The sequence below is a fragment of the Lapidilactobacillus wuchangensis genome, assembly GCF_003946645.1.
Lineage (GTDB): Bacteria > Bacillota > Bacilli > Lactobacillales > Lactobacillaceae > Lapidilactobacillus > Lapidilactobacillus wuchangensis.
The window spans coordinates 92,815-113,903 of sequence record NZ_RHOU01000008.1 but is presented as its reverse complement, the minus strand read 5'-3'; the positions used below and the strand labels follow the sequence as shown (position 1 = coordinate 113,903).

Here is a 21,089-nt window from a genome sequence, read left to right as displayed (position 1 = left end):
TTCTAATTAAAATTCTGGTCCCGCTGGCGGTAGCCCCAATAAGCTAGGCCTAAGCCAACAAGACTAATAACAATCATACTAAGGATTGTGGCACCACTGACAGTTTTTACTGGGACTTGGCGCACCCAACCATAAGGTACCAGCTCCATGACCCACGTTGGCAATTTCAGTAAACTGTGGAAATACATGATGCCGAAACCAATACCAGTATACACTAAACCTAGTTGCCGCCAGCGTGGCGCCCAAGTCAGCAATAGCGCTGAGAAAATCACCAGTACAGCTACCGGGCCAAAATAACCACTAAAAATTCGGATAAAGTATTTCAGCGCCAACGGTTGTTTCATGACGGCGGCGCTCCCCAAATACAATCCCAGAATTCCAGCGGCTAAAACTAACCAAGCATTCAGTATTGCCCAACCCAGATAACTACTAAAAACGCGCAGGCGGCTAACAGGTCGCGCAAAATAAAGTTCTAAATATCCCTGACGTGCATCAAGATATAAGTGATTGGCCAGCATTTGCCCTCGAATGGTGCCAAGCACAGCCATGACCACGCTTAATAACGTCATAAAATTTAAAATCAATTGGGTGACTGCCTGTTGTTGCCTGCCAGCACTAACAATTTGTTGCATCAATGGATTGGCCGCAATAATCGCCGAAATATGATTAAAAATCGAGCCATACATCATTCCGATGACCACGGCGCCAATTAACCAGGCCCAAAAACTGCGCTGATCAGTTTTGATAAGTGCCGTCAGTGGCCCACGTAAAAAGCGACTGGTCGTTTTGCCAGCACGAACAGCAATCAAGCCGCCATTTAAATCACGTTGCGCATTTAAAACCATTGCCGCGACTAGCACTACCACAATTGCCAGCAACTGCCAAACAACTGGCCACCAATTATTGTGATAATAAACGCCGGCCTGTTCTGGCCAACCTAAAAGCGACCACCAATTATACTGATGATTCCGAACGTCAATGACCATGCGCAACAAATAAGCCAAGCCCAAGGCAGCTAAACTATAACTAGTGGCCGTGCGCCCCTCGCGAGTTAATTGCGCTGCTAAAATGCCAATACTCCCGAAAACCAAACCGCTGCCAGCAATTAACGCCGCCAGCAACCAGTTACCAGCCGCATTAGCTCCAGTCATTGCCGCAAATTGCAAGCCCACACCAGTTGTCAAAAACAACAAGCCATTCAGCAGTAAATTTTCCAACCAAGCGGCAGCAATGAAGGCCTGTTGACCAACGGCTTTGGCCCGCAACAATTCGACCAAGCCTTCCTCTTCAGCACCGCGAGTCGCGCCAACACTGATTAATAAGCTGGCCAATCCTGCAAATAGACTCATAAAGACAACCATTTCACTACTATAAATAATCGCTTCAGTTATTGCCGGTTGATCAGGAATGTAGCCCATAATCGCAATCATGGCTGGCGTTCGTAACGTCGCTACAAGTGTCGCCATTGCCTTTTCTCCAGAAAACAAGGTGCCAATTTTATAAGCGTACCCAACTAACAGCCCGACGAGAATCAAGAACCAAGTCAACAGTTTGACCCAATCACGCCGTAAATTGATTTTAAGTAGCGCGCCCGTTTGCGCAAAATTCTCCTTAAGCATGGGTGGTCACCTCGGCTGATCTGCCTTGGTCATAATACCGTAAAAACAAATCTTCCAAAGTTGGTGGCGCAATTTGAATCGACGTTAATTTTTGCGCAGCCAATGTTTGTAACACCGTTTGTAGCGCATCTGAATCGACGGCAAAATTATATTGACCCGCCGGCTGGTGTTGCTGGAATTGATGCACCCCAGGTAACTTGCTCAAGGCCGTCAAATCTTGATCAGTAGTTACTGTCACATTAATTCGCGTCAAATGTTGCAGTTCAGTCAGTTGACCGGCCTCAATAATGCGACCTTCGCGAATAATCGCAATCGTATCACAAGTCTTTTCCACTTCTGACAAAATATGACTTGATAACAGAATCGCCTTTCCAGCCGCCTTAAGCCGAGAAATTTCCTGTTGAAACACAATTTCGTTTAAAGGATCCAATCCAGAAGTTGGCTCATCAAAAATATAAACCTCAACATCACTGGATAACGCCGCAATTAAGGCGATTTTTTGCCGATTACCTTTGGAATAAGTTTGATTCTTCTTACTGGGATCGAGCGCAAATTTCTGAATTAAGTCATCCGTTTTGGCGTTATGTTGCTGACCACTCATTTTCAGCAGCAAGTCGATTGTCTGACCACCAGTAAAATTCGGCCACAAATAAACATCCCCTGGCACATAAGCCAAGCGGCGATGAATGGTGACGGCATCACGCCAAGCGTCTTGACCGAAAACTTGCACCGTCCCCGCAGTCGGCCGCAACATACCTAGAATCGTACGAATCGTCGTTGACTTGCCAGCACCATTGGGGCCAATGAAGCCTAGGACCTCACCAGCATGCAACGTTAAATTGATTTCCCGCAAAGCGGTAAACTTACCAAATTTCTTTTGTAAATGGTTAACTGTTAACACTTCAGTTGCTGCCATAATTGCTTCCTCCACCATCAATTTCCTGACCAATAATTAAATACTCCGTCATTATAGATTTCATTGACTGGTGGGTCAATGAAAAGCAATCGATTTTTTAGCAATATGTTGTCTAGTCAAACTGAGCGTATTTGAGGAATGGAAGTTGGCTGATTAAAATCATTAGGACCTGTGAGGATGCTGAAACAGAATGGCGTCTGACTGCATTCCGGGCTGCTTGGCGTGGAACGCGGCCGGCGTTGATTTGAGCTTATTGCTGCGCAACAATCTCAAATACAAGCCTTGTTCTAAGTGGCTCAGCCACTAAGAACAATTTGGCGGCTGACGCCAAGATCCCTCCATTCCGTCTGGAGTTCAGTTAGTGCATTTCATCATTGTTAGTGTTTAATGCAGTGGAAGTGGGGATTCAGTAACTCATTTTAATCAATAGTAATAGTTGAACAGTGGCAAAAAAACGATGTGATAACTCTATTTTTCAGTAGAGATTGTCACACAGTTTGGTACTACCACAATCTGGTTTGGCTAAATAGTGGTGCTCAATTACGTAAGCTTCATCTAGGCAGGGACCCAGCGATTGGCGTCAGCTGTGAAATTTGTCTTGCTGCTTTAGCAGCTAGTCAAAGCCTCGTATTGGAGACAATTCGGTTTTTGAATTGGCTTCAATCAACGGCCACAGCGTTCCACGCCCACAAAATCGCTGGGCCCCTGCCGCGCTCAACTAAGGAGCGACCAAGACCAAGATCAATATCCATACTGTTTCATACCCACAAATTGCGCCACAACTGCCTTTGCCAATCAATTAACTCATATTCCAAAAATTCCGTCTCTAGCATGATTACAGCGAGATTATTTCTTGGTAAACTAATCTTAATTAAGCTGAGGAAAGTGGAGAAATATGATCCTATCAATTATTATCATTGCCTTATTACTAAACGCGATTTTCCGCGGTTACCGGCGAGGCCTCGTCAAAGAATTGCTCTTTAGCGTGGGCACTTTATTAGTCTTCCTAGTGGCACTATTTTATGATGCCCAATTTGGTGACTTTTTATTAAAAATAAGTAAACGCGGCGACCCAACTGATCCATTCGCCTCTTTTGTTGCCCAGTCGATTGCCTTCTGGCTGATCATGCTGATCGGCCACATTATCGTGCGCTGGCTGGCTCACCTCTCACAATCAGTGACTTGGATTCCCGTAATTAAGCAGGCTAATGGCCTCGGCGGCGCCATTATCTCAATTCTGATCATGTACCTAGGTATTTTCCTTGCACTATCCTTATTAAATATCATCACGCCCAACTGGTTCATCAATCAGTATACAAGCTCGCCAGTTGCTCAGTTTGTTGTTGAGCGGACGCCAATCGTTAGCCAGCAAGTCGTCGATTGGCTCTTCCACACTGATACCAAGAGTTTCACCGACAGTGCCCAGCAATTGATCCAGAGCGTGCTTTAAGACTAGGCAAAAATCTCGCGCCATGATTTAAATCTTGCTAAGATTAAATTATGAAGAATACTTGGTAGCTCACACCCAGGGGCTACCACCAACAAGTCCTACGCAATCAGGGCAATTGCCCGCAAGCATCGTAATCCGGCAATTGCTAAATGTCCCAACTCATTTTGTTAAGGCCAAACTCCGATGACTTACTGGTATTCTTCAAGATGATTCGTAGGCATTCAAAAAGAGCCCAACGCTCCTAGACGTTGGGCTCTTTTGATGCACTTGAAAAATGGATAAATTATTTTGAAGCTAATGTCCCAAACCACTAACACAAGGTAAAGGTGGTAAATCAGAGCTAGTTCTGACTGCATTCCGGGCTGCTTGGCGTGGAACGCGGCCGGCATTGATTTGAGCTTATTGCTTTGCAACAATCTCAAATACAAGCCTTGTTCTAAGTGGCCCAGCCACTAAGAACAATTTGGCGGCTGACGCCAAGATCCCTCCATTCCGTCTGGAGTTCAGTTAATGCACTTCATCATTGTTAGTGTTTAAGGCAGTGGTAGTAGGATTCAGTAACTCATTTCAATTAGTAATAACAGTTAAATAGCACAAAAAAAACGGTGTGACAACTCTGATTGTCATACCGTTTTTGGATCACCACAATCTGGTCCGGTCAAATAGTGGTGATTCTTTTTATCAGTTTAATTCAGGCAGGGGCCCAGCGATTGGCGTCAGCTGTGAAATTTGTCTTGCTGCTTTAGCAGCTAGTCAAAGCCTCGTATTGGAGACAATTCGGTTTTTGAATTGGCTTCAATCGACGGCCACAGCGTTCCACGCCCATAAAATCGCTGGGCCCCTGCCGCGCTCAACTCAGGAGCGACTAGCTTAAATCAATGCCCATGGCGTTCCACGCCCACAAAATTGCGCCGCCACCACCTCTCCCAATTGGGGGAGTCTTGGCACCTATCCTATTCCTTATCCCCAGCTTCAGAAGCGATAATTTGCATGTCGCCACTTAATTGCCATGACTTGATTTGGAATGGCAAGATAAAGTGGTCACCCTTCTTAATGTCGTAGGTAGCACCATCACAAGTAATTTTGCCGGCGCCATCAACAACAGAAACCAAAGTGTAAGGTGCAGCTTGCCGGGTTAAATCTAGTTCACCCTTTACCCGCCATTCGTAAACACTGAAGAATGGTGACAATGGTGCCTTAACAAAAGTCTTCACGTAAGAATCGCCGAATTTTTCTTCAGTGATGTCTAACTTAGGGTCTTGATGAGGTACGGTGGTCACGTCAATGGACTGCTTCAGATGAAGGTCACGTTTCTTGCCCGTCTTGGCATCAACCCGATCGTAATCATACAAGCGATAAGTCGTATCACTACTTTGTTGTGTTTCCAAAACAACAATACCCTTATTTAAGGCATGAATTGTGCCACTTGGGACGTAAACGAAATCACCTTTTTTAACAGGGTATTTCCGCAAGAGGTGTTCCCAGTCGCCATTGTCGATCATTTCTTTTAATTGCTCGCAGGTTTGAGCGTGGTGACCGTAAATCAAATAAGAATTTGGTTCAGCACTTAAGACGTACCAGCATTCGGTCTTGCCTAATTCATGCTCGTGTTCTTCAGCATAAGCGTCATCAGGGTGAACTTGCACTGACAAGCTAGCTTCGGCATCAAGAATTTTCGTCAATAATGGGAAAACTTCACCCTTGGCATTGCCGAATAATTCTCGGTGGTCAGCCCATAATTCAGCCACATTTTGTCCCTTGTAAGGACCGTTTTTAACAGTGGCAGGACCATGAGGATGGGCTGAAATTGCCCAACATTCGCCAATTTTGCCGTCAGGAATTTGGTAGCCCCAATCAGTAGCTAATTTGCGACCGCCCCAGATTTTTTCTTGAAAATAAGGATTTAGAAATAATGGTTCCATTATTGTAGCTTCCTCTCAATTAAAAATTAATATAAATCAGCACCATTAGCAGCAATGACTTTCTTCAGCCAGTGATAACTCTTCTTCGGAACTCGTTTCATATCACGCAAGTCGTGGTTGGTTCGGTTAACATAAACAACGCCATAACGCTTGCGCATGTCGGCCTGGGAGCTAAGAATATCGATCAAGCCCCAGCCCAGGTAACCTAAAACATCAGCGCCGTCAATTTCCATGGCATCTTTCATGGCTTGCAAGTGTTCGCGATGATAAACAATCCGATAATCGTCTTGAATTTCGTGCTGGCCATCCCATTCTTCAATCACGCCAATCCCATTTTCAATTGGGAAAATTGGTAGGCGATAACGATTCCACATTTTTACGATGATGTTGCGGAAACCAAGGGGATCAATTTGCCAGTTCCATTCGGTGGTCTTTAAATAAGGATTATCCTTGAAAGCCCCACCCTTAGTCAGCAGTTGGGTCAAATCAGTAATATTATCAGCGGACAACGTGGTGGACCGGTAGTAACTAAATGGTAAGAAGTCACTGCGTTGCTGCTTAATGATGTCCAAATCACCTGGTTTAATAATTTGGAAATGATTCTGCTCGATTAAGTTTAAGAATGCCGGCACATAGCCACGACCAGTGAAAGCATCTAACAAATTATAATTATAAAATTGGTTGATTTGTTCAGTGTAGAAATTGTCAGCTGGCTTCGCTGTTGCAGGATATAACTCAGTATAAGCAAGCATCCCACCAATTTGCGCCTGCGTCGTTTGGTGCAAATAATTCGAAACGCGCGCGTGAGCCAACATGACATGATGACTAATTGTCAGAATGTTTTCCAAAGTTTCCGGTGTCTCCAAGGCACCAGCAATCTTGGCACAGCCTTGCATTGAATAAAGATTCTGTTCGTTAAAAGTCAGCCAATATTTCACTTTGCTGCCGAATTCGTCGACCATTTTTTCACCATAACGGACGAAATCGTCAACGACTTCACGACTCATGAAACCCTGATACTTCTTAGCCAAATTCAATGGCATATCGAAGTGATATAAGCAGATCATTGGTTCAATGCCGCGAGCAATCAAAGCATCAATGAAATCATGGTAAAACTTGATGCCTTCAGGATTAAACTCGCCTTCACCATCAGGTTGCACCCGACTCCAAGAAATCTGGAATCGATAACAATTCATGCCCAAGTCCTTCATTAAATCGAAATCCTCGGGATAACGATGATAGTCATCAATGGCTACTTTCCAATCAGATCGATGTTCACCAGGTTCGACTAAATCATAAACTGATGGCCCTTTGCCACCTTCATTGTAGGCACCTTCAGTTTGCATACTTGAAACCGAGTTACCCCACAAGAAATCTTTTTTAAAAGCCGAATTTGTCATGTCGCCCTCCTAATTTAAGCGTTTGCTTCCACCAATAGTATACGTTATATTACGGTAATTTTTAAGCAAAAATATACTTTTTACAGTCAATATCTATAAAAAGTATAGTCTTTTGTTGGAATCACTTGCAAGTCCCACAAAATTCTTTTTTATTTTTAAAAAAACTAAAAATAATAGCCTAATTTGCTGGTACTCAAATTAGACTATTGCACTTAATTATTATTATTTAAAGTCACCGTCAGCAATTTTTGCCAGCAAATCACGAGACGGAATGAAAAAGGCTTGCCCCGTTAAAATCTCGGAGAAAGTTAAGAGGTAGTCAGATTGATCAAGCATGTTCTTCAGCATACCCTTCGTGACTGACCAGAAACGAGAATAGCCGATGAAATAAGTCCCAGTTTTTCCTGAGGCTGGTGCTGAAAATGGCACGTTCATCCGAACAATCTTCTGCTCAACGCCGTCAATATTAAACTTAGACGCAACATTGTGGGCATTCTTAAATTTATCCGCATCAGCAAGCTCGTAATCGCTAAATTTCTCACGACCAACGGCTTTTTCTTGGTCCTCAGTCTTGAGCTTGTTCCAAACTGGCATATTGTGCAGCCATTTTTGAGCAAAGGCATACGAACCATTTTCAAACTCAGGATCTTCGTCGCCTACTAAGGCATAATCAGCGGCATCTTCAATAGCTGGCGCTTCAGTGCCATCAATAAAGCCAATAATCGCGCGGCCTTCAAAGTAACGGAAGCCTTTGGTTTCATCTAAGACAGTCGTCACTTCGCCAAGCACCCGGCTAAATTGGGTCTGTGCTTCATAAACAATTGCTTCATCACTGGCACGAATATGGAAGAACAAATCACCATCCGTTGCAGGCATCGCGTACTTAGGACCAGTCATCGTCGTATAAGTCTCTAATTCTTGAGGCTTAGCGGCATTGGGGAATAAGTAGTCCCAACCAGCATTGCTGATCCCGATGGCAACTTTTAATTGCGAACCGGTTTCCGGCTTAGCATCCCGAATCCGCAATGAACGAATAATGGCTTGCGAACGATCTGCGAATTCTTGGAAAACCTCACGTTCATGCTCGGGATCCTGACGATTAAATTTTAAAACCGTGAACTGAACATGCTCGCCAACATCTTTCCAGACATCTTGAGCACGGCTTGGATTAATAGGCATAACTAAATCCTCCCTTGAAATTCTTAAACCACCATCAGCGTACAAAAACCTACCGCGATAGTCAACTGATTAGAATCAGTTTAAAGAAGAAAAAAGTTTTCCCAGATATTGATACTGGAAAAACTTTTCTATCTTCATGGTGTATTGTGTAGTGTCCAGGTAATTTCCCCACTGTATGACCCGGCTGTTGCGTTAGCATTGATTTTCAATTGCATCCCAGTATCTGCTTTCCAATCGGTTGAAACGCTGGTCACATTATTGACATAACTCTCAGTTGTTCCTTTAATTTCGACAGTATTTTTAGTAATATCTACACCATTATACTCAATATGGCCCTTAAGTTGTTTGCTGCTGTTATCTACATCAGTCATTGAACCCGCTTTAACTTGTAAGGTCCAGCCAGAATTTATATCCGTACGACCATCAATAACGCGAATATTCCAATTGGTGTCACTACTAGCGGTACGGCCAAGAGTTTGAGGCTGACCATTTACCTTGCCAGTTTCAAAGAAGTTACTTTGTGAAGCCTCAATTTGTAAGTCTCCAGAAACTCGGTAGATCTCGGCTGTAACTTTGTTAGATTGATTACCCTGCTCATCAGAAACATAGTAAGTTATCGTATTCTTTCCGTCATTTAATAACGATGGTGCATATTGTAGCTGATTAAGACTAAAAGTTCCAAATGCACTTGCATCACCAACTTTATAAGTTGGTTGATTAGCGCCGTTGATTGCCACATGCATCGTAAAATTCGCATTAGTAAAGCCAGATCCGGCGTTGATTAAACTACCATTCTTATCAAAATAAGTATAGTTGCCAGCAATATCTGGAGAAGTACCACCAACCGCAACAGCTAAGGGTTGCTGAGAAGCTTCATTTGGTGTCAGTGTAATAGAGTTGGCAGGTACAATTGTGAATGCAGAAGTATTTGTATGTGCCGTATATTGATCACCAACGAATTGCGCCGTCGTAGCTGGAACATTTAAATTAGCCATTACTGTATTTGCTTTTAGGTTTAATGTAATAGTCGCAGTTTTGTTTGATTTTGATAAGTTCTTTAGCTGATGATTAAGAACATTATTCGTAATTTCTCCGCTAGTCAGTGATTCATCACTTGTATCATCACTGTAGCTAACAAAACCACTACTAAATGATGTGCCTGCCGGTATTGGTAATTTAGCAATTAAATTAGTCCAATCTGTACTTGCATTGTCATTATCGTAACTAACTTTATACGTCACAGCTAAATCATTATTCGAGCCAACTTCCTTACTATCCTTTGGAATTGCTTGATTACGAGAACTATTATAAATTGTATTTGTCGCACTACCCTCCACTGAGGTTGGTGTCGCGTCAATCATAAATAAACTTTCTGCCCGGCTGCCATCACTATTTGATCCAGTAATTCCCCAACGAGCTTTTCCTGTCTTATTTGGATCAACAATTCTCGTATCAACCGGATAAGACCCCGTAAGTGATGGAAGAGCAGAGGTTCCATCGATATTCTTATCATCAAAGGTCATGTTCATGTTTCCAATTGAACCAATAGATGTAGCATTCCAAGTTAACGTGACATGATGCCAATTATTGTTATTTGGCGTTAAATTACCTGCATTTGTTAAATTAGCATTTTTGGCCACATCATGAATCAATTGATAGTAGTAGTTCCTTCCTACTGATTCTCTTGAGTACGAACTAACCTCCCCCGGATAACTTGCCGCAATATGTTCTCCCGTAATCGAACTCAAATTTAGGTCAAAAGAACCATCCATAATGCTGTTTGGGCCATAGTGATTGCCCGTTGGTTGGGGCGCATATGCTGGACTACCACTTAACGCATTCTTCCGAGTATCAAACTCTAGAGCCCAAGAATTTTGAATTGCCGATTTAGCAAGAGTATCCAAGTTACCATCGCTGGACATATTGGTACCGTACACTCCTAATGTTTGACCGCCAATCGGTCCATATAACTCGTAGGAACTTCCCATTGTGGAAAAATTAGCAGAAGTATTAATTCCTCGTTCATCATTTTGAAGCACAAAGGCCATACCATCACCAGGAACTTGTTTAACCCCATCTAACTGTGTGGTATCCGTAAAATAAAGCCAAAGTTTAAATACCTGTTTTTGTGTATAGTCAAAATCATTATCAGTAGACCAAGCAGTTCCGATTGTTCTAGTATAGTTATCCTTAAATTGTGTCATTTTGACTATATTTGTGGGGTTACTATCAAAAATAGCACGAAATTTAGTACTGTTATTTAATGCATACTCCATTGTCTCATCAGGATACTCCGGGTTTTTTAATCTTCCAAGCACCATATATTTTTGCGGATTAATACCATCGGGAATTTCTCTTGTTGCCATATCATAAGATTGATTATCAGATGCGTAAACCCGATTAGATGTTACATTCATTAGGACATTCAATAATAATGTTAAAAGCAGTATCCACTGCGTAATTTTTCTAATTTTCTTTGTCATTGTTCTTCCCCCACAATGGCTAGTCAAGTTGTGACTTAATAATTTCTATTTTTGCTCGGTTGTTTTATCGGCTTCTTTTTGATCATCGTCATCATCTTTTTTACGTTTCAATAAAATAATGATTAGGATAATCAATAACAGAATTACGATAATACCAATAATTAAGAGCCAAATCATATAATTATTCTTCTTTTCAGGTTGATCAACTGAAGTTGAATTCAACTTCTTAGCCTGATCTGAAGTAATTTCGAAATCTTTAGTAAACTTCCAATTGTACTTCTTGCTGTCAGCATTAGCTTTCAAAGTTAAGGTATATTTACCTGGCTCTAATTGATAGCCTTGATCCCCCAATGGTAAGGCAAAGTTGCTGTTAGGCGCCATGGACATGCTGTTTTTCTTGTAGCTAATCACTTTTTTAGTGCTGCCACGTTTCGTCACAACAGCGTTAACGTTGAAATCACGCATAATTGTCGGCTGATTATTCTGAAGAGTGACGGTAATATAGTTGCGATAGTTTAACTGCTTAGGTGTGACCTTCAATAAATGGAGATCTGGCTTAACTTTTGTATCATTTTCATGAAGTTGTAAGCCAATAACGTAAGCAAAGCGGTTGGTTAAAGTGACACCCTTCTTGGAAGAAGCCTTTGCCTGATCAACCTGCATTACGCGCACACCACCAAGCATGACACCATCAAAACCCTTAGCAGGTGTTTTCAAGTTAATCGTGACTAACTGACTTGTTTTAGCCGGCACGGTCACTGTTTGTGGTTTAGTCGTGTACTTTTCAATGTCATGTGCTAATGATTTATCAACTTTTTTACCATGATCACTGTAATCGATCACACCATTGCGGTTAGTGCTAGCACGATTAACTGCAACTTTATATTGATGTTCCTGTGAATCTTTATTATTGATGCGAACTTGTAAATTCTGTTCAGCATTGGGCTTAACTAATAAGTCGAAATATGTGACATCTTTGTTTGCCTGGTTATCTGGTAAAACCGCGCCAACATCAAAATTCAAACTTTCTGCGTGTACTTGTTGGACATTTCCACCAAGAAATCCAGCAATAACCAAACTTAATCCAAAAATAAAATGTTTAAGTTTCATAATTCAACTTAACTCCCATCATGTTCTACTTCTTCATTTTTACTTCATATTACGAAAAGCGCAAAGTACCTGCGACGGCCACTTTGCGCTGAAATTTAATTTGGCGCATCTGTTAACGACCAATTCAAAACACCGGAATAATGGTCAGCTGGCGCATCATTTAAATTATTTAAAACTAATTTAGTGGGATTCTGCTGACTTTGTGGAAAGCCTAGTACCCAAGTTCCTAACCCTTGGCCTTCACTGGCTCGGACAATATTATTATACTCGCCAATGCTCAATTTTTTAGTAACAATTTGCGGCCGATCACTAAAGTTATTGCTGGGCGCCTTCAAAGTCAACTCGCCAAGAATTACTTCGCCATATTTTAAGACAGCCTGTGTTGCCCGACCTACCAATGCATCAGGTTTCACCTGTAACACCCAGCCAGAACCAGTACTACGGCGATCACTGACTTGAACCATTGCCATTTGATTGATCAACGGCGCTGTGACACTAGTTTGTTTTGTTTCGGCTTGAAAATGGAAATTGCTCACATAATCCAGTGACAAACTAGCTACTGTGCCAGTCCCGTTATTGCCACCATCAGTACCGTCCCCAGGATACTCCTTATCAGGATCATTAGGATCCAGGGGATCAACTGGCGTGGTTGGTACTTCTGGCCGCAACTTGACAGTGGCATGACTCTCTAATTGATCAGCCCGAACCAACTGCTGTGGTGTTGAGAAAAGGATTAACATCATGCCTAAAATTAAGCTAAAGCTAATTTTCTTAAGCATTTAAATCCTCCTCGAGAAGAACTGATTAACTATTGTACTGTGTTTGCCAAAGTCCAAGTTAAATCAGCAGAATAGGTACCAGCAGTATTATTTGCAGGAACATCTAATGTGAAGTCGGTAGCTGCTAATGTTTTAGTATTCTCCCCAACACCTTGGTACTCTTCACCATCTTTTTCAGCCAAAAGAACTGTCTTAGCTGCAGTGTCAACTGTAAGTAGATTATCGGCAGCGTAATCCTTACCATCAGTTGCCTTTAAACCGTCACTATTAAGATCAATACTACCCTTACCAAATTTTAAAACCGCTCCTTTAAGAAGAACAGAATCAGGAGCAGCCGTTGTAAAATTGGTACGTTGAACTGTTAGGTTCCAGCCACTAGCAATCCCTTGATTTAAAACTTTGATTGGAACAAGCGATGTAGCAGTTTCATCTGCTTGCGTAAATTTGATTGCCTCACCAGTTAGTTGTTTGGAACCAAAATTAATGTCTGGCACATTCATTAATTTAATTACGCTGTCACCTGTTCCCGGATCTGTTGGATCAGTAGTAGTTAATTCAGCTTGTGCAGTTGTTTCACCTTTGTTATTACTTACCTCTGCTGCTTTAACACTTGAAGTGCCAGCTGCGACAGATAAACCAAGTGCCAATGTTGCTAATAAAGTAAAAGTTTTAGTCATTTTCATGAGTGTTTCCTCCTCGTTGTTTGAAACAGTATTATTGAAATAATTTTGAAGTATCTAAGCGTTCTTCAACTTATTCTGGCGTATTCCCCAATGTCCAAGTTAAAGTTGAAGTATAAGTTCCCTCAATGTTCGTTGATGGAATTGTTAAACTAACTTCTGACAATTTGTGATTATGCTTCCACGTACCATATCCTTGCTTTTCTTTAGCACTAGTAATTAAACCGGCTACTTCGTTCGGGGATATTTCGTAACCTGTTGGTGTCTCATCAGCATCAACCTGAGTCTTCGTATCAGGAACTACTTCACCCACCCCTAATTTTAGCTGGGCACCTCGTAATTCACGCTTAGTCGTATTCTCGACAAACTTGGATGCAGCCAATTTAACATTCCAACCACTGGTGGTACCCGGGTTGACAACAGTAATTTGGTCCTTGTCCGTACCTACTGATGCTGCTGTAAGTGTCATTGTTGTACCATCAATTGTTTTGGGTGCAAATACAATATCTGGTACGGCCGTTAACTTCAACGTGTATTGACCAGTAGTGTCATTTTCTAATGTAGCGGTAGCATATGATGTACCGCCATTGCCATCTGCATTAATTGATGCTGTTTGTCCATCTTTCGCAGCCCCAACGCTTTGACTTAAAACCGCTGTACTACTCATTAATGCCATCGTAACAATGCTAATAAAACTAATTAATTTTGTATGTTTCATGATTTTGTATGTTTCATGAATGAAACCTCCCCCAAAAGAATGTGTTTTGGAGATCGTTAACAATTCAAAGAACAACGTGACTATCTTTTTAGAATACGAAAATAAACCCTCTCAATGATTCATTCGATTAAGAAAGATTCTATACTTCACGTCTCTTATTTAATTGACGAATCAGTACTCCTAAAAGAACAAGAATTAGAAGTAACCCACCGATAATCAAATTTAAAGTTTGTTGATCACTTAATTGTGGTAACCGACCTTTCACCTGATTGACAATATTTGTCTTCGGTAAAGTAACTCCTTGATTCTTATTAGTAGTAGATGTTTGTCCGGAACCACTATTTTCCCCAGAAACAATAGTGATATCGTAATTGCTAGTATTAACATCTGCTTTAACAGTTGTTGCTGAATTGAAAACTATCCCCAGAAAGCTAACCAATAATATGAATGACACAAGTTTTCTTTTCCACACAAAACTCCCTCCTAAAAATTTGTATGGTTCTGATAATTGAATTATACATGAGGTTGTGAAATAAAGCTACTAAAAGCATAAGCCCTTTATTATTAAATATATTGTGTTATTTTTTTGTCAAAACTCACGCGATTTTTTACGCCATTATCCATAAATGTATATGTGTCAACGACTATTTGGCTAATCAAATTAGCTTTATTTGTTCACTAATAATATTTGGTTTCATATCAAATATACAAAAATGTTATATACTTTTTAAAATTGACAAAGTAAAAATATACAGTCATAAATTCAAGCTTGCAATTTAAATTAGCAATTTTATCAACAAAATCTGTAATTAACTTCATTTAAGTATAAGTAACCTGTGTACGGAAAATTTATGGCCAATTAATGCAATCGCTAGTTTTATTCCCTCTAACAATCAGGTAAAATAAAAAGCGATAGTACTACCACTTTCGGCTATTTTTGATGGCGACATTTTTATTGGCCGACCCACTTGATATCATAGGAGTTTTGAACTTGAAAAAATTGTACGTTTTGCGTGGCGTGCCGGGATCTGGCAAGTCGACGTTTATCCGGCAACATCATTTAGATCCATATACCATTTCCACTGATCAATTGCGCCTGTTGCTTAGTAATTTATGCACCGTGTATGATCAAACCAACCAGCGGATGCGGCAGGCGATTCCTCAAGAATACAATGCCCAAACTTTCGAGCTGCTGGACCAATTGATGCGTAATAAAATGGCCCGCGGCGAAACCATCATTGTCGACGGCACCCATTTATATCCCAACGCTTTTGACAATTACTTGAAGTATCAACAAGAATTTCATTACGAAGTGATCGTCGTTGATTTTACCAAAACGATTGGTCTTGGCGAGTTATTGCAACGCAATCAAAATCGAATCGACTATCGTTATATCGATCCCACCATTATTAAGAAAATTTATCAGTTCGCTCGCAGTCATCCCCGTTTGCCGCGCTGGTTAAAACAAATTACACCCGATCAATTTGAAAAAACTTTATACTTAGAAGAGACTGATCTTTCCAGCTATCGCAGCATCGCCATTATTGGGGCTAACGCGAAATTCAAGGGTGAGCTCAAACCTCATGAATTTTACTTTAGCTTCAATCATAACTTTGCGGTGAAGCATCAGGCCTCGCATCACGTGGCTTACATTAATCAGGATCTCTCAACGCTCCATGAGCAAAATGCTTATACCGTTTTTCCATTTAAGTTTAAAAATCAGCACTATTTGGTCAATAGTCATACTTTACGTGATGATTTTATTGGTGCGACGAAATTGATTTATGGTCGCCGGCTGTACAAGTTTGGCCTCCTGAATCCTCAAGACTTCATGCAAGTCTGTCCCGGTCCTCACGCCGATCAGCGCCAAATCACGTTGGACAATTTCGAACAGCACCTGATCAATCGTTTAGCCTAAAAGGAGGTTGCCCTGATGACAACAATTAAGATGGCTTATTTATACGAAGATTTAATGAATACTTATGGCGACAGTGGTGACGTCAAAATTCTCACTTATCTTTTAAAGCAAAAAGGTTATCAAGTTGAAGTCGACAATATTAGCCTTGGCGATCAGTTTGACGCCAATGACTACGATTTTCTTTTCTTCGGTGGTGGCCAAGATTTCGAGCAAACCATCGTCGCCAAAGATTTACAGCGCCATCACGATACCTTACAAGAATATATTGAAGCTGGTAAGCCAATGTTGGCAATTTGTGGCGGTTACCAATTACTGGGCGACTATTACGAGACTAGCGATGGCACCACCATCAAGGGGCTGAGCATTCTGCCACTGCACACGATTTTCAAGGCCGACAGTCGCATGATTGGCGATACTCATGTCAAAACAGCTTGGGGCGATCTCCGTGCTTTTGAGAACCACAGTGGCCGAACTTATTTCAATAAGGGTGCTGATTTGAAGCCATTGGGCAAAGTTCTCGAAGGTTATGGTAACAATCCTGAAGATAAAGCTGAAGGCGTTCATTACAAGAACACGATTGGCAGTTATTCCCACGGCCCGATTCTACGCAATCTCAATATTGCGACTAAAATCGCTGAACAAATTGTTGTGGCCCATGAACAACGCGTTGTGCCGCAAGCATGAGTTCATCAATCATTACCCTGCCCCAACTCTATCAATTACTTTATGATCATTTAGATACCAATGGCTGGTGGCCCGCCGTCACTGATTGGCAGATCATTTGGGGTGCCGTTCTAATTCAGAATACCAACTGGAAAAATGTCGATTATGCGCTGGCTGATTTACAACAGGCCACCGATTTTGAACCGGCGCGGATTCGCCAGCTCAGCACTTCTGAGTTAGAGCAAACCATTCGCAGTGCTGGTTTTTATGTGCGTAAAGCCCAAACCATTCAGAATTTGTGTCAGTTTTTTGAGCGTTATAACGACGATCTAGCTGCTGTTCGTTTGGTACCGAAAACCGAGCTACGCACACAACTACTGGCGCTTAAGGGCGTCGGTCACGAAACCGCCGATACAGTGATGCTTTATGTATTTAGTAAAGAAACTTTTATCGTCGATGTTTATGCTCGCCGGTTATTCAATCATTTACAATTGACACTACCTAAAACTTACGATGCCGCCCAAACACTAATTTGGCCTGAAGTGAGCAGCTTAACCTTGCGTGGTCTACAACAGTTTCACGCTGGCATTGTCACTTTCGGTCAACAAGTTAAGACTGAAGCGGCCTGGCAACAGAGTTTCTTAGCCGATTATCAATTGGCACCGCTGTCGGAAATGAAAGCTTAGCTAGTTACTAACACAATTCCCGCACAAATTGAAAGTGAACAGTTCGGCATTCAACTTATTTTTGATAAAATGACGACACCTAGCAAAAAATAACGCTCGATGTTATACTTATCTCGTAAGACAAACTCGAGCACTAGATTCACCAAAGCCCGCAACTATTCTGAGTAGTTGCGGGCTTTTTTACATTTATTTACTTAACAATAAACGGGTGAGCTAATGTTGCCTTAATTAGTTTTACTTCCGATGGTGATTATGCAGCCAATAATCAAATAAGATCAATAAAACACCGACCAGAAGTGGTGCCACTACGAACTCGAACACTGGATTCAGCAATTTTTCATCCATTTTGCGTATTTATTATTGGCAATTGGCAAATTTCCTTCAAACAAACCATTAACTAGATTTACAAAACTTGCTATTCAATTAAGTTCAATGGTATACTAGAAGTACAAAAACGATGTTAGCATTTAGAATCACCAAAGCCCGCAACTAGTTGGCATAGTTGCGGGCTTTTTTTACATTTATTTACTTAACAATAAATGGGTGAGCTGATGTTGCCTTTATTAGTTTTACTTCCGATAGTGATTATTCAGCCAGTAATCAAATAGTGTCAATAAGACCCCAACCAGAAGTGGCATCAAAAACGATGCTAACATTTAAATCACCTCCATTCCGTTGACAAATTTTGTCAGTAGGGATGGCAAGGCAACATCTTCATTATGTCATAATATTTACATTATTGTTGAATTATATTTTTGGATAAATTAAAATAAATTCATTCATTTTTCGTACTTATACTTGCCTATTGTAACCATTAGTAATGGCTTCCTGACCTTCACCTAAGCTATACTAAAAATGTTGATAAATTACTGCTGTTGCAAGGGAGTGTGCGTTAACGATGTTTGATCCTGTTAAATTAAAATTTGCCCAATATTCGCAACGAAGCTTTCACCAAGTGCCACCTGAATTACAGTCGGCATTACAATCATGGCAAACTGCAACTACCGAAACGCCAGATTTACAGGTGTTTTTCGTAATGAATCTTGCTGAAATGCAGGCGGCAATCAGCGAAATTGCTCAAAGTAAGCAGCTAACCGCAACGGGTTATTTGTATTTAATTTATCCTAAACTTAGTAGCAAAAAGTACACTGGCATTCACCGTGACAGTATTTTCCCTTATCTCAAGGTTAACGAAGCTACCGGCGAAGTTGCCGCTACTGGTTTGAAATTCTCACGGATGGTTAGTTTTGATGAGGACTTTACTGTTATGGGATTGAAATGGCTAACCGGCAATCAGCGAGCAACTAGCGCGGCAAGTCAACGTGGGCAAGATTACGTCAGCTTTCTACCAAAAATTAAGCAACGTTTGGCCACAGAAACACCAGCCAACGCTGAGTTTTTCCAGACATTGGCGCCTGGTTATCAGCGTGATTGGGCGCGTTATTTATATTCGCCCAAAACGTCAGCTACTCGTGAACGCCACTATCAAATTTTCTTGACTGCCTTGGCCGCGCACTATCCCAACTATACTCATTATCAAAAGCAGCAGCATTAAACTGTTGCGACCTTGTATCCGCCACTGAATTAGCGGTATAATAATCATCCCTTGGCAGGTATGCTTCTGTTGGTCAATTGACCAGCAAGAAGCAGGCGCAAAAAATCCGCAACCGAATTCAAATCGGTTACGGATTTTTTTAATAGAGTGTGACCAAAGGCGGTCAGCCGGTGAGCAAAGTTCCGCATTATTTTATCTAAAAGACTTATGGCACAGCCTCTTTTTTCATTTCATTAACGATGGTCGACTTTGCGCGCCCATAAATCGCCGAGAGCCTGAATAACGAAAACCAGGACCAGAATCAATAAAGTACAAACTAGCGTAATATCATTTTGATAACGCTGGTAGCCTTTGCTGATGGCGATATAGCCGAGGCCACCACCACCAACGGCACCAGCCATGGCTGTTAAGCCAATGATCGAAATAATTGTCAACACTGACGTCCGAATCAGGTCTGGTAGACCTTCACGCAAATAAACGCTGGTAATAATCGTCCAAGGGTTATAGCCTAGCGCCTCAGCAGACTCGATGACACCACTGTCAACTTGAACCAAGGTGTTTTGTACTTGACGGGCGTAGAATGGCGCTGTGCCCAAAATAAGTGGCACCAGCGCACCTTTAGGTCCAATCGTGGTCCCCACTAAAATTTGTGTCAATGGGAAGGCCACCGCCAATAAAATGACGAAGGGAATTGAGCGGAGAATATTAACAATTTTGTCCAAAATATTATAAACAACGCGATTCGCCAAAATCCCGTGCTGATCAGTCACCACTAAGGCAATACCCAGAATCAAGCCGAGCACGCCACCAATCAACGTTGTCCAGAAAGTCATGTACAACGTTTGCCAAATACCAAGGAGGATGCCATTATCTCCAGACCAGTTATCAATAACATTCGGCATAATTTTAGTTAAAAAATTAATCATGTGCGACCTCCTCAGTACCCTTTTCTAAGACTTTGACCGACACCCGTTGCTCTTTCATGAAGACCAAAGCTTGCTCAGTATGCTTCGGCGTCCCCGATAAAACAACCAGCAAATTACCAACTGGCGTATTCTGAAGAATCTCCAAATTACCATAGAGAATATTGGCACTGACTTCAAAACGCCGATACAATTCAGTGATCAGCGGCTGATCAGTGCTGGCGCCTTGATAACCTAATTGCACTAAGACTGAGCCCACTTTTAAATGAGCAATCGCTGGTTGTTGCTTAACTGCGGCCAACGCGGACTCCAAATGAGTCGTCGTATCAATAAAGTCCTTGGTCAATTGCGCCTCTGGTTGGCTGAAGATTTGCAGCAAGTCACCAGTTTCTACCAAGCGGCCAGCTTCCATAACGGCCACCCGATTACAAATCCGTTTCACTGCGTCCATTTCATGGGTGATCAATACCACCGTCAAACCTAATTTCTTATTTAAATCAGCTAATAAATCCAAAATGGCCACGGTAGTTTTCGGGTCCAAAGCACTAGTCGCTTCATCAGAAATCAAAATATCCGGCCGGTTGGCAATCGCTCGGGCAATGCCGACCCGTTGTTTCTGGCCGCCAGATAATTGACTAGGGAAATCATTGGCCTTGTCAGTTAAACCAACTAATTCAAGCAATTCTGCCACGCGTTTTTTCCGGTCAGCTTTACTGAGATTGGATTTCTTCAAAGCAAAATCCACATTATCAGCAATCGACAAAGCGTCCATCAAATTAAAATGTTGGAAAATCATGCCGATCTTCCGCCGTTCATCACGGAGCTGACTAGCCTTTAAATTCAGCAGATCAGTGCCGTTGACTTGAACTGCGGCATCAGCATTCGTCGGCCGCTGTAATAAATTAATCACGCGGATCAGCGTTGATTTACCAGCGCCGGAATAACCAACGACGCCGTAAATGTCGCCTCGATTAATTTGCAAATCAACATGGTCAACTGCATGAACATCGCGCTGATCTTCTTTGAAAGTGACGCAGATATTCTTTAAATCAATAATTGGTTCTGCCAAGATAATTCCTCCCTAATGT

General features: G+C 41.7%; 20 protein-coding genes. 5 read left to right on the top strand and 15 right to left on the bottom strand.

Translation table 11 applies throughout. The annotated features are described in order from the left end of the window. Window positions 1-2: 2 nt before the first annotated feature. Together EKM82_RS07875 and EKM82_RS07870 are read right to left on the bottom strand one after the other, a co-directional pair. Entirely contained in the window at window positions 3-1,619 is a 1,617-nt protein-coding gene (locus tag EKM82_RS07875) for an ABC transporter permease (RefSeq protein ID WP_125767788.1), read from the bottom strand. Beyond that, window positions 1,612-2,535 (bottom strand): ABC transporter ATP-binding protein, encoded by a 924-nt coding sequence (locus tag EKM82_RS07870; protein WP_125767786.1) that lies wholly within the window; start codon window positions 2,533-2,535, stop codon window positions 1,612-1,614. The genes EKM82_RS07875 and EKM82_RS07870 overlap by 8 nt, the downstream gene beginning before the upstream one ends. 895 nt (window positions 2,536-3,430) lie before the next feature. Here EKM82_RS07870 and EKM82_RS07865 point away from each other — a divergent pair. Beyond that, window positions 3,431-3,985 (top strand): CvpA family protein, encoded by a 555-nt coding sequence (locus EKM82_RS07865; RefSeq protein ID WP_125767784.1) that lies wholly within the window; start codon window positions 3,431-3,433, stop codon window positions 3,983-3,985. A gap of 953 nt (window positions 3,986-4,938) precedes the next feature. On the opposite strand, the gene manA is transcribed toward EKM82_RS07865, so the two are convergent. The 9 genes from manA to EKM82_RS07820 all read right to left on the bottom strand — a co-directional run bounded on the left by manA (window position 4,939) and on the right by EKM82_RS07820 (window position 14,728). After that, the gene (manA, locus tag EKM82_RS07860) at window positions 4,939-5,910 is read right to left on the bottom strand and encodes a mannose-6-phosphate isomerase, class I (RefSeq protein ID WP_125767782.1); all 972 of its coding nucleotides are present in this window, start codon (window positions 5,908-5,910) and stop codon (window positions 4,939-4,941) included. A 23-nt stretch (window positions 5,911-5,933) separates the two neighbouring features. Further along, complete coding sequence (locus EKM82_RS07855; RefSeq protein ID WP_125767780.1) at window positions 5,934-7,307, bottom strand: glycoside hydrolase family 1 protein; 1,374 nt, start codon at window positions 7,305-7,307, stop codon at window positions 5,934-5,936. 222 nt (window positions 7,308-7,529) lie between these two features. Then, window positions 7,530-8,486, bottom strand: coding sequence for a Dyp-type peroxidase (locus EKM82_RS07850; RefSeq protein ID WP_125767778.1), 957 nt, complete (start codon window positions 8,484-8,486; stop codon window positions 7,530-7,532). Between the two features lie 134 nt (window positions 8,487-8,620). Further along, window positions 8,621-10,969, bottom strand: coding sequence for a hypothetical protein (locus tag EKM82_RS07845; RefSeq protein WP_125767776.1), 2,349 nt, complete (start codon window positions 10,967-10,969; stop codon window positions 8,621-8,623). A gap of 45 nt (window positions 10,970-11,014) precedes the next feature. Beyond that, window positions 11,015-12,079 carry a DUF916 and DUF3324 domain-containing protein gene (locus EKM82_RS07840; RefSeq protein WP_125767774.1) on the bottom strand — a complete coding sequence of 355 codons (1,065 nt, stop codon included), beginning with the start codon at window positions 12,077-12,079 and terminating at the stop codon, window positions 11,015-11,017. A gap of 95 nt (window positions 12,080-12,174) precedes the next feature. Further along, window positions 12,175-12,858 (bottom strand): WxL domain-containing protein, encoded by a 684-nt coding sequence (locus EKM82_RS07835; RefSeq protein WP_125767772.1) that lies wholly within the window; start codon window positions 12,856-12,858, stop codon window positions 12,175-12,177. Window positions 12,859-12,887: 29 nt separating this feature from the next. Further along, window positions 12,888-13,541, bottom strand: coding sequence for a WxL domain-containing protein (locus EKM82_RS07830; protein WP_125767770.1), 654 nt, complete (start codon window positions 13,539-13,541; stop codon window positions 12,888-12,890). 70 nt (window positions 13,542-13,611) lie between these two features. Continuing rightward, window positions 13,612-14,256 carry a WxL domain-containing protein gene (locus tag EKM82_RS07825; protein ID WP_125767768.1) on the bottom strand — a complete coding sequence of 215 codons (645 nt, stop codon included), beginning with the start codon at window positions 14,254-14,256 and terminating at the stop codon, window positions 13,612-13,614. Between the two features lie 139 nt (window positions 14,257-14,395). Then, window positions 14,396-14,728, bottom strand: coding sequence for a hypothetical protein (locus tag EKM82_RS07820; protein WP_125767766.1), 333 nt, complete (start codon window positions 14,726-14,728; stop codon window positions 14,396-14,398). Window positions 14,729-15,247: 519 nt separating this feature from the next. On the opposite strand from EKM82_RS07820, the gene EKM82_RS07815 reads away from it, so the two are divergent. The 3 genes from EKM82_RS07815 to EKM82_RS07805 are packed head-to-tail and all read left to right on the top strand — an operon-like array spanning window position 15,248 to window position 17,523. After that, on the top strand, window positions 15,248-16,174 hold the full coding sequence (locus tag EKM82_RS07815) for an AAA family ATPase (protein WP_164508175.1): 927 nt from the start codon (window positions 15,248-15,250) through the stop codon (window positions 16,172-16,174). Between the two features lie 15 nt (window positions 16,175-16,189). Further along, window positions 16,190-16,858 (top strand): type 1 glutamine amidotransferase, encoded by a 669-nt coding sequence (locus EKM82_RS07810; protein ID WP_404802896.1) that lies wholly within the window; start codon window positions 16,190-16,192, stop codon window positions 16,856-16,858. Continuing rightward, window positions 16,855-17,523 (top strand): endonuclease III domain-containing protein, encoded by a 669-nt coding sequence (locus EKM82_RS07805; protein ID WP_125767760.1) that lies wholly within the window; start codon window positions 16,855-16,857, stop codon window positions 17,521-17,523. Before EKM82_RS07810 ends, EKM82_RS07805 begins: the two co-directional genes overlap by 4 nt. A 234-nt stretch (window positions 17,524-17,757) precedes the next feature. On the opposite strand, the gene EKM82_RS07800 is transcribed toward EKM82_RS07805, so the two are convergent. Both EKM82_RS07800 and EKM82_RS07795 read right to left on the bottom strand, forming a co-directional pair. After that, on the bottom strand, window positions 17,758-17,868 hold the full coding sequence (locus tag EKM82_RS07800; RefSeq protein WP_225419691.1) for a type I toxin-antitoxin system Fst family toxin: 111 nt from the start codon (window positions 17,866-17,868) through the stop codon (window positions 17,758-17,760). 224 nt (window positions 17,869-18,092) lie between these two features. After that, on the bottom strand, window positions 18,093-18,161 hold the full coding sequence (locus EKM82_RS07795; protein WP_225419692.1) for a type I toxin-antitoxin system Fst family toxin: 69 nt from the start codon (window positions 18,159-18,161) through the stop codon (window positions 18,093-18,095). 260 nt (window positions 18,162-18,421) lie between these two features. Here EKM82_RS07795 and EKM82_RS07790 point away from each other — a divergent pair, with 260 nt between their 5' ends. Beyond that, a complete protein-coding gene (locus tag EKM82_RS07790) occupies window positions 18,422-19,078 on the top strand; it encodes a YdeI/OmpD-associated family protein (protein WP_125767758.1) in 657 nt (218 codons plus the stop codon). A 233-nt stretch (window positions 19,079-19,311) separates the two neighbouring features. Here the strand turns inward: EKM82_RS07790 and EKM82_RS07785 are convergent, their stop codons facing one another. Together EKM82_RS07785 and EKM82_RS07780 are read right to left on the bottom strand one after the other, a co-directional pair. After that, a complete protein-coding gene (locus tag EKM82_RS07785) occupies window positions 19,312-20,004 on the bottom strand; it encodes a methionine ABC transporter permease (RefSeq protein ID WP_125767756.1) in 693 nt (230 codons plus the stop codon). Beyond that, window positions 19,997-21,073 carry a methionine ABC transporter ATP-binding protein gene (locus EKM82_RS07780; RefSeq protein ID WP_125767754.1) on the bottom strand — a complete coding sequence of 359 codons (1,077 nt, stop codon included), beginning with the start codon at window positions 21,071-21,073 and terminating at the stop codon, window positions 19,997-19,999. Before EKM82_RS07780 ends, EKM82_RS07785 begins: the two co-directional genes overlap by 8 nt. Window positions 21,074-21,089 lie beyond the last annotated feature (16 nt).